Consider the following 1,089-nt stretch of genomic DNA (forward strand, 5'->3'; position numbering starts at 1 on the left):
CCTTGATGTTTTCCCCCTCTCCCCGTGGGAGAGGGTCGGGGTGAGGGCATCAGGCCGCACCCTTGATGTTTTCCCCCTCTCCCCGTGGGAGAGGGCCGGGGTGAGGGCATCAGGCCGTACACAACCATGCTATGCTGTTGGCCGAATTAACGACAACATAACAGGGGAGAACATGGGTTCCACACGTAAAGGGATGCTAAACGTCCTGATCGCCGCCGTTTTATGGGGAAGTTCAGGGGTTTGCGCGCAGTACATCATGGAGAAAAGCCACATTTCTTCGCCCTATCTGACCATGGTTCGCCTGCTGTTCACCGGCGTGATCCTGCTGACCCTCTCCTTCGTTCACGGCGACAAGATTTTCTCGGTCATCAAAAATCGTAAAGACGCCATCAGCCTGCTGATCTTCTCGCTGGTCGGCGCGCTCACGGTGCAGCTCACCTTCCTGCTGACGATTGAAAAATCCAACGCCGCCACCGCCACCGTGCTGCAATTCCTGTCGCCAACGATTATCGTGGCGTGGTTCGCGCTGGCGCGGAAAAAGCGTCCCGGCATCTTTGTGGTGTCGGCGATCCTGACCTCGCTTATCGGCACCTTCCTGCTGGTCACCCACGGCGATCCAACGTCGCTCTCCATCTCGCCTGCCGCGCTGTTCTTCGGTATTGCCTCGGCCTTCGCCGCCGCGTTCTACACCACTTACCCGTCCACGCTCATCGCCCGGTACGGCACGCTGCCGATCGTCGGCTGGAGCATGCTAATTGCCGGATTAATGTTAACGCCGTTCTACGCCGGACGCGGCACCACCTTCGTCATCGACGGCAGCCTGCTGCTGGCGTTCTTCTATCTGGTGGTGATCGGCACGGCGCTGACCTTCAGCCTGTACCTGAAGGGCGCGCAGATGATTGGCGGGCCGAAAGCGAGCATTCTGAGCTGCGCCGAGCCGCTGAGCAGCGCGTTGCTGTCGGTGATCCTGCTTGGCGTGGCATTTACCCTGCCGGACTGGCTGGGCACGCTGCTGATCGTGTCGTCGGTGGTGTTGATATCGATGGATTCGAGAAGACGGGTTCAGACATCGGCGTAGCCTGATGTCCC

Annotated in this window: 1 protein-coding gene; it reads left to right on the plus strand. The window is 59.7% G+C overall.

The window, feature by feature from the left end:
* The first annotated feature begins 172 nt into the window (after positions 1-172).
* Positions 173-1,078, plus strand: coding sequence for a DMT family transporter (locus AB6V08_RS23135; RefSeq protein ID WP_368545100.1), 906 nt, complete (start codon positions 173-175; stop codon positions 1,076-1,078).
* Positions 1,079-1,089 lie beyond the last annotated feature (11 nt).

It is taken from the genome of Enterobacter soli (assembly GCF_964208575.1).
GTDB classification, from domain to species: Bacteria; Pseudomonadota; Gammaproteobacteria; order Enterobacterales; family Enterobacteriaceae; genus Enterobacter; species Enterobacter soli_A.

Excerpts from the sequence above, each read along its gene's own strand:
- AB6V08_RS23135 (WP_368545100.1), top strand. The coding sequence starts at position 173 with ATGGGTTCCACACGTAAAGGGATGCTAAACGTCCTGATCGCCGCCGTT.